Annotated in this window: 2 protein-coding genes; one reads left to right on the top strand and one right to left on the bottom strand. The window is 70.7% G+C overall.

All coding sequences use genetic code 11. The annotated features are described in order from the left end of the window. Nucleotides 1-231, bottom strand: a 231-nt coding sequence (locus V7E09_RS11755; protein ID WP_324523432.1) for a hypothetical protein, incomplete at its 3' end; no start/stop codon positions are given. A 144-nt stretch (nucleotides 232-375) separates the two neighbouring features. On the opposite strand from V7E09_RS11755, the gene V7E09_RS11750 reads away from it, so the two are divergent. Beyond that, a partial coding sequence (locus V7E09_RS11750; protein WP_324523431.1) for a histidine kinase dimerization/phosphoacceptor domain-containing protein occupies nucleotides 376-1,067 on the top strand: 692 nt, incomplete at its 3' end.

Here is a 1,067-nt window from a genome sequence, read left to right as displayed (position 1 = left end):
CAGCGCGTCCTCGGCCTGGCGCTGCAACTCGTTGATGACCTGCCGGTTGGGGAGGCGGCGATCCCGTTTCACCTGCAGCGCCATCGTGGTCGTGCCCGGGCGGCCGGCGGTCTCCTTCTCCACGATCCACCCGAAGTTCGCGAAGGTGTCCTTGTACAGCGGCTCCTGCTCGGGGGCGACCTGCAGGGTGCGGTATTCGTACGGGGTGAAGCCCGTGAGGGTGTCGGTCATGATGTTCTCCTGTCGTCGCGACCGTTCGTGCCAACACCTCCATCGTGGTGATCGGGACGTGCCGCGTCGTCGTCCGCGTGCAGGCACTGCATGTACTGCGTTGAGACGACGCCGGGCGCGGGCACGCGCGGGGATACTGGGGTGATGAGGACGACGGGAGCCGACGCGCCGCCCCGGATGCCCGTGTGGGTGCGGGGGACCCGCGCCCTGGAGATCGTGACCCTGGTCGTCCTCGGCCTGGCCGTCCTGGTGGAGTATCTGGTCGCCCTGCGTGAAGGCAGCCTCGCCGGGCTGGTCGCGGCGGCCGTCGTCAGCCTCGCGGTGATCCTCAGTTACCGGATCCAGCCCTACGCCGCCCTCGTGCTGTTCGCCCTCGGTCCGCTCGTCGCGTCCGCCTTGGGATGGCTCCCGACGCACAACTGGTCCATCGCCTGCTTCGGAGCCTTCCTGCTGACTCTGCGGGGGCTGCCCGGGCTCCTGACCGGCGTTGTGATCGCCGCGGCCAACCTCGGCGCGGTCGGCTGGTACGGAGGCACGCTGTCCGTGCAGGCGAACGCCGAAGCCTCCATCGCCGCCGCCGCTGGCCTGCTCATGGCCGCCTCCGGCAGCGCCATCCGCGGTCAACGCCAGTACTTCGAGGAACTCAGCGCCCGCACCCAGGAGGCCATCGCCACCCGGGCCGCCGTCGCCGAGCGCAGCGTCGCCCAAGAGCGCGTCCGGATCGCCCGTGACCTCCACGACAGCATCGGCCACGAGATCGCCGTGGTCAGCATGCATCTGGGTGCCGCCCAGGTGCACCTCGCCACCGACCCCGACGCGGCCTCCGCCGACCTGGA

This window comes from Propioniciclava sp. (assembly GCF_036744435.1).
Lineage (GTDB): Bacteria > Actinomycetota > Actinomycetes > Propionibacteriales > Propionibacteriaceae > Propioniciclava.
The sequence above is the reverse complement of the archived record's forward strand: the minus strand, read 5'-3'. Positions and strand labels throughout refer to the sequence as shown.